We start from the raw sequence: 7,146 nt of genomic DNA, 5'->3' as shown, positions 1-7,146 counted from the left end.
TACAGCGCAGTCTCCTTCAGTGGCACTAACACGGGCGATGACGTCACCGGCACCGATGACACCGGTGCGGGCTGGGCCGCACCCGATCCAGACGATTCCGGTGACGAAGGTGGTTACGGCGGCTACAGCGGCGGCGGCGGTGATGACGGCGGCGGTTACGGCTACGGCCTGACGAAGTGGAAAAAAAAGGATCCTTCCGCGACCGAAGTGGCCAAAGCAGAACAGTCGGACAGTGTCTACGAAGGAGCCAAGTGGGCCGACAAAACGATCACCTGGAGCTTCGCCACTGCGGGTGGCGATATCAGCGATGCTGTGACCAACACCAAGGAACAGCAGGAGATAGAGGCTGCATTCCAAGCGTGGGCTAAAGCTTCGGGCCTGACCTTCGTGGAATTGGCTCCGGGTGCGAAATCGAATATCGAAGTGGGCTTCAGCGATCTCAATACCGCGAGCACCAACCAGATCGGTTTGACCACCTACAGCAGTCAGGGTGGCACGCTATCGAGTGCGCAGGTGGAGCTGGAGGATCCCAACCAGGTTTCGCTCGCCACCAATGCCAGTGGCCAATTGGCGTATGCCAACACTGGCGCCACATTCGAACAGGTGACGTTGCATGAGATCGGCCACGCGCTGGGTCTGGCGGATACCGACATTGCCGGATCGATCATGAATGGCGTGTTGGGTGCAGGGAATGAGGCGTTGAGTGCCACCGACAAGGCGGATATCCAAGGTCTCTATAACAACCCAGGCGCGACTCACTCAGCACTGGCACAGGCGAATCAGTTGGTGCAGGCGATGAGCGTGTTTGATGCCACAGACGGTGTGGCGGTGGACGGGCTTCCTTCGGCGACCAACGATGCGTTGTTGTACAGCGAGCATACGCTGACAAGCGCGTACGTCAAAACGCATATTGCATAAGTAAGCAATGGGTGCCTGCATGGCTGAAAGGTTATGCAGGCACTTTTCACGATACAAGTTCAAGTAGTAAGCAGGGGACTAAACCATGGCAATCAATGGCCATGCTATCCATTTCATATCGGGCCTACCTCGGTCTGGATCGACGTTGCTTTCAGCGATTCTTCGCCAAAATCCGCATGTCAGTGCAGGTATGAGTGGTCCGGTGGCGACGCTTTTAGGTGCCGTTCTACCTAAGATGAGCGGAGCAAGTGAATATGCGCCTTTCTTTAACGACGAGCGCAGGCATCGCGTGCTGAAAAGTTTATTCGAGGCCTACCACCACGATGAGCTTGCGAACGGCAAGCTGATTTTCGATACAAACCGCACTTGGACAGCAAAGCTTCCAATGCTGAACGCGTTATTTCCCGACGCGAAGGTAATCTGCTGTGTCCGCGATGTGCCATGGGTCATCGATAGCGTCGAAAAGATGATTCGTCGCAACCCAACACATGTTTCAAGCATCTTTCATGGTAAGGACACTCGCAATGTCTATGGGCGAGTCAAGGATGTTATGGACTCCGAGCGGGGTTTGATTGGATTGCCATGGGGTTCGTTGCGCGAAGCCTGGTTTGGTGAGCATGCCAAAAAGCTCATTGTGGTGCGTTACGAATCGCTGGTCACGGACACCGCAAATATTATCAATGGTATTTACCAGCAACTCGGGCTTGAGCTTTTCCCACATGATTTCGAAAACATCGAGTATCAGGAGGAGCAGTTCGACCAACGACTCGGCATGCCGGACCTTCACAAGGTGAAACGGAAAGTTGAGCTGGAGAAACGCTCTACCATTCTGCCACCGGATATTTTTATGAAATATGCGGATATGAACTTCTGGGATAACGACAAGCTAAATACAAAAGGAGTTTTTGTTATGTAGTTCGCGTACACCTTTTTTGGTTCGCTGCGTTGTTCGCTAGAAGTTGGAAGGGGTATGCAGATGCGCATGGCAATTTTTCTCATAGCAACGTGCTTGTCGTTGCTGATAAGGGTCGGGTGGGTTGAGGCGGAGGATTCCTCCGATGTGGAGAAAGCGCCTGACGCTGCGTTGCTACATGAACGTGTCGTGCAGATTCCCAGCGATTCAGATAATCCGGTAATGCTGGTCATGACCATTTTTACGCCGGATGGCCCTGGGCCGTTTCCACTGGCGATCATGAATCACGGCGCCAATGGCGGCATTCCGCCGGCGCAGCAACCCAGATACCGCCTTTCTTTTTCCAATTACTATTTTCTCTCGCGTGGTTATGCCGTAGCCCTCCCGATGATGCGCGGCTACGGTGGATCGGACGGCCATCTCGCTTCGCACGGTTGCGACGATTTGGCGGTGGGTATCGACAACGCCAAGGATATCCGCGCGGCGATCAACTACATGAAGCAGCAGCCGTATATCGACGGTTCGCGCATCTTGGTCGCGGGACAAAGCTTTGGCGGCTGGAATACGCTCGCAGTAGGTGCGTTGAAGGTGCCCGGCGTAAAAGTGTTGGTGAGTTTTGCGGGCGGCATGAAAGCGTCCAGTTGTCGCGATCCCGACGATGCGCTGATTACGGCTGCGGGCGAACTCGGGGATGAGGTTTCCACACCATCGATCTGGTTTTTCGGCGACAACGATGAAGTATTCGCAACGCCGGTCTGGCACGCCATGTACGATCACTATGTTGCAGCCGGTGCACCGGCTGAGTTGGTGGCATACGGAAGGTTCGGCGTCGATTCGCACAATTTGCTCGGTTCGGCAGAAGGGTTGCCGCTCTGGACGCCGAAGCTGGACGACTTTCTCGAGCGGAACGGATTGCCCAACAAGCTGCTGTATCCGCAATACCTGCCTCAGACACCACCCCCGCCGAGCCACTATGCCGACCTGACCGATTTGCAGGCATTGCCGTATCTCAATGCGATCCCTGACGGCAAAGGCGTTGCCTATTACCAGCAATTTCTGAACAAGCCCTTGCCTCGGGCGCTGGCCATCGGCTTACACGGAGCCGGCGAATCGTCAGGTGGATTCGATCCGATGCTGTGGGCTATGCGGCACTGCCAGCGAGCGACGATCGGATGTCGCCTTTATGTGGTGAACGACGAGGTGGTGTGGACGCGGCCTACGCCGGAACCACCACCGACCCATTTCGCGAATCTGGGTGATGAAAGTGCCGTGCCTTATTTGACCCCCGCCGGACGGCTCGGTTACGAAAAGTTCCTCATGATGACAAGGCCACGCGCCTTCGTCGTTGCACCAGACGGCGGTTGGGCTGCATCAACACGAGGCCTGGATCCGTTAGCCGCCGCCCTGGCGGACTGCAACGCCAAGCACCAAAACTGCCGCCTTTATGCGGTCGATGGGGATGTGGTTTGGCACAACTGATTGGGTGAATGCTTCAGTTATCCGCAAGAGAGCGCTCGCGTATTTGGCTCGCACGGTTGCCCAGTGCGCGCCGTTCTATCGGACGTGAATAAATTTATTTCGGAGGGTTGACACCCTTGCACTGCAGCATGACAATGCACGCGCCCACCGGCGCATCTATGGCCGACCGGGCCTCTGTCCGAACTAACCAAGGCATATGGACGTTTACCCTAGTCGCAACGTCGACATCCGCGAGCATCGGGTGCCGGCATTGCATAACAAGCTGATCGTTCGCGGCAACCGCCAGCGGTTGGCCGGCGCTTTCCTCGACTAGGGAAGTCCGGCCCGCTCCTAACGGTGCCGTGAGCACCGTTTTAAGGAGATGGGCCTATGAAGCTCCTTCGCGATTTCTTTCGTCTTCGCACTGCGGGTCGGTTTTCCCTGACCGGCCGCCGTGATGTCGTGCGTGCTCCCCGTACCGTTACCGTCCCCCAGCCGCTGAATAAGGCGGCTGACCGGGCTCCGATCGATATGCATTGGCAAATCGAAGCCGCCCAGGGCCGCCCCCTTTCCCGCTGGCACGATCATTCGTCCGCGGAATCGCCGCGCACGTCTCGTCATCTTCATCTGGTATCAAGCCACTGATGCGTCATTCCCGGCTCCCCAAGGGTTGGCCTCCACCAGCACCGGTTAGCCGGTCGGGGGAGCGTCACCCTGGACGCGGATTGCCGTAGAGGAGGCAGCAGCTCCCATCGCTCGCCTCCCGCATCGCAAGCAACTTGATTCCACGGAAGCGAGACATGATGAACCGATCCAACCAGGCTGCTACGGCCAAGGCCACGGGCAAGGCTGCGGCTGCGCACCCTAATGTAGCGGCCGCGCAGGAAGCGTTCCGCGAAAACGACGCGCTGCTCGCCCATCTAGACACCAGCCTGGCGGGCCTCAACGAAGAACAGATCACCGACCGACTCGATCGGGACGGCGTCAACGAGGTCTCTCACGAAAAGCCGCCTCACTGGTCGTTCCAGCTGCTGCGTGCCTTCAAGAACCCGTTCATCATCGTGCTGCTGATTCTTGCGGTGGTGCAGGTGTTTGTCACGCCGGACGATCTGTCTGGCCCGATCATCATTGCCGTGATGGTCGGCATCAGCGTCTTCCTGAGCTTCACCCAGGAATACCGTTCCTCGCGCGCCGCCGAGAAGCTGAAGGCGATGGTGCGAAATACCGCCACGGTGACGCGCCGCGCCTCGGATGAGCATAGCGAGCGCATCGAAGTGCCGGTGGGCGAACTGGTGGTCGGTGACATCGTGCATCTGGCCGCGGGGGACATGGTGCCCGCGGACCTGCGTTTGCTGACCGCGAAAGATCTGTTCATCAGCCAGGCCATTCTTACCGGCGAATCGCTGCCGGTGGAAAAAGCCGGCCCAGCACAGGCGCATGTGGTCGAGAGCGGCGCGCACGGGGCGCAGCAGAACAATCCGCTGGATCTGCCCACCGTCTGCTACATGGGTACGAACGTGGTCAGCGGCACAGCCACGGCAGTGATCGCGGCGACGGGCGGCCGCACCTATCTGGGGTCGCTCGCACGTTCCATCGTGGGCGAACGTGTCCAGACCAGTTTCGACCGTGGCGTAAGCAGCGTCAGTTGGCTACTGATTCGCTTCATGCTGGTGATGGTGCCCATCGTTTTCCTGATTCAGTTCTTCAAGCACGGATTTCTGGATGCACTGATGTTCGCGCTTTCCGTTGCGGTCGGTCTGACGCCGGAGATGCTGCCGCTGATCGTCACCGCGAACCTCGCCAAAGGTGCGATTGCGATGTCCAATCGCAAGGTCGTGGTGAAGCGGCTGAACGCTATCCAGAACTTCGGTGCGATGGATGTGCTGTGCACCGACAAGACCGGTACGCTCACGCTCGACAAGATCGTGCTCGAACGCCATCTCGATCTGGACGGCGAAGATTCGGAAGACGCGCTGGAATACGGTTATCTCAACAGCCATTTCCAGACGGGTCTGAAGAACCTGATGGACAAGGCCGTGCTGGCACATCGCGACCTGGAACCGATCGTATCGCGCTATCGCGTGGTCGACGAAATTCCGTTCGACTTCCAGCGCCGCCGCATGTCGGTGGTTCTGGCGAACGGCAATGGCCATCACTTGATCGTCTGCAAGGGCGCGGTCGAGGAGATGCTCGCTATCGCCACCAAGGAACGACGCGGCGACGAAATCGTGCCGATGACGGACGAGCGTCGTCGCGAGATCAAAGCGATGACACGCCATCTCAATGAAGATGGTTTGCGCGTGCTGGTGGTGGCGATCAAAGAAGAGACGCCCCGCTCGGGTCCCTACGGCGTGGCGGATGAGGCGGAATTGACGGCAGTCGGTTGCCTGGCGTTCCTCGATCCACCCAAAGACACGGCTGCCACTGCGATTTCCGCGCTTCATCATCACGGTGTCGAAGTGAAGGTGATCACCGGCGACAACGAAGCGGTGACGCGCAAGATCTGCCGCGAAGTCGGTCTCGACGTGGAGCACTCCGCACAAGGCCGCGACATCGAGCCGCTGGACGATGCGGCGCTGGATGAACTGGTCAAGCGCACTACCGTCTTCGCCAAGATGTCGCCGCTACAGAAAGCGCGTGTGGTGAAGTCGCTGCAGCGCCAGGGCCACACGGTCGGCTTCCTCGGCGACGGCATCAACGATGCGCCCGCGCTTCGCGAAGCGGACGTGGGTATCTCGGTGGATACGGCGACCGATATCGCCAAGGAATCGGCCGATATCATCCTGCTCGAAAAAAATCTGATGGTGCTGGAAGAGGGCGTGGTCGAAGGCCGCATCACGTTCGGCAACATCATGAAGTACATCAAGATGACGGCCAGCTCCAACTTCGGCAACGTGCTGAGCATGCTGGTCGCCAGCGCGTTCTTGCCGTTCCTGCCGATGTTGCCGTTGCAAGTACTTGTGCTGAATCTGTTGTACGACATCTCGCAGTTGTCGATTCCGTTCGACCGCATGGATCCGGAATACCTGCGCAAACCGCGCAAGTGGGATGCCGGCGACATCGGTCGTTTCATGGTGTGGATCGGTCCGGCGAGTTCGGTGTTCGATATGACCACGTTTGCGTTGCTGTGGTATGTGTTTGGCGCCAACAGCGATGCACATCAATCGTTGTTCCAGTCCGGCTGGTTCATCGAGAGTCTGCTAACGCAAACGCTGGTGGTGCATATGATCCGCACGCGCAAGATTCCGTTCCTGCAAAGCGTTGCGGCGGCGCCGGTACTGGGGTTGACCACTGCGATCATTGTGATTGGCATGATCATTCCATACACGGGAATCGGCACGAAGATAGGCATGGTCCAGGTGCCCGACATCTACTACGCGTGGCTTGCGGCAACCGTCCTGGCGTACTGCGCACTGACCCAGGTCGTGAAGTTGGCATACATAAAACGCTACGGACGTTGGCTCTGATTTTCCCGCCAGACGGGAAGGGCACGACGCAGGCAGATAGAGCAAGACTCCTCTCCCGGCCGGGAGAGGAGCAGGATGAAGGTACGATCTGGCGATGGCACACGGATGGCGTTGTGCTGAACATCGCCACGTTCAGCATTTGCCTTTTGTCCATCCTTCTCGCTGAGCCGGGGAGGAAAAAGGGGCTGTCACGACCCGTCGGAAGAAGCGGGAGTGCAGTGGTTGTTGTCGATTTTTTGGAGTTGCCGAGATGAAAGGCACGTTCGCTTTCTTTGATATCTTCGGCTATGTCGCCCTGTTGTTGTGGGGTACGCACATGGTCACCAGCGGTGTGCTGCGTGGTTACGGCAGCACGCTTCGTCGTGGGCTTGGCCATTTTCTCGGCCGGCG

At 58.0% G+C, this 7,146-nt stretch carries 4 protein-coding genes; all 4 read left to right on the top strand.

Features of this window, described 5'->3' with window-relative positions:
• On the top strand, window positions 1-918 hold a 918-nt coding region (locus VK725_RS12125; RefSeq protein WP_325318313.1), incomplete at its 5' end, for a matrixin family metalloprotease.
• Between the two features lie 85 nt (window positions 919-1,003).
• A complete protein-coding gene (locus VK725_RS12120; RefSeq protein WP_325318312.1) occupies window positions 1,004-1,834 on the top strand; it encodes a sulfotransferase in 831 nt (276 codons plus the stop codon).
• 66 nt (window positions 1,835-1,900) lie between these two features.
• The gene (locus VK725_RS12115) at window positions 1,901-3,310 is read left to right on the top strand and encodes an alpha/beta hydrolase family protein (RefSeq protein WP_325318311.1); all 1,410 of its coding nucleotides are present in this window, start codon (window positions 1,901-1,903) and stop codon (window positions 3,308-3,310) included.
• A 782-nt stretch (window positions 3,311-4,092) separates the two neighbouring features.
• A complete protein-coding gene (gene mgtA / locus VK725_RS12110) occupies window positions 4,093-6,756 on the top strand; it encodes a magnesium-translocating P-type ATPase (RefSeq protein WP_414648494.1) in 2,664 nt (887 codons plus the stop codon).
• Window positions 6,757-7,146: the final 390 nt, after the last annotated feature.

Origin of the sequence: Dyella sp., from assembly GCF_035486915.1 — a bacterium.
In the GTDB taxonomy this organism is placed as follows: Bacteria; Pseudomonadota; Gammaproteobacteria; order Xanthomonadales; family Rhodanobacteraceae; genus Dyella_B.
Note: the sequence above shows the minus strand (reverse complement) of the source record. Positions and strands in the feature narration are given on the sequence as shown.